Raw genomic sequence first — 224 nt, forward strand, 5'->3', positions numbered from 1 at the left:
GGGTATTGCAGGTAAAAAAGGGTTCTGTTCCATAAATATTGAAAAAGCCATGATGAACTCCGAAATCGGCTTCGGCAGAAAAGTGCTTGATGTTTTTGAACAGTATGGAATCTCGTTTGAACACATGCCTTCCGGCATTGATACCATGACGATTTTTGTGCATCAGGATGAGTTCGTGGACTATGAGCAGTCTGTGATAGCCGGAATCCACCGTGCGGTTCAGC

The 224-nt window shown here is 44.6% G+C and carries 1 pseudogene; it reads left to right on the plus strand.

Annotated features, from left to right (window positions below):
• Positions 1-224 (plus strand): annotated as a pseudogene (locus HJV72_RS19095) (aspartate kinase); the annotation flags it as partial.

This window comes from Extibacter sp. GGCC_0201, from assembly GCF_017566055.1.
Lineage (GTDB): Bacteria > Bacillota > Clostridia > Lachnospirales > Lachnospiraceae > Extibacter.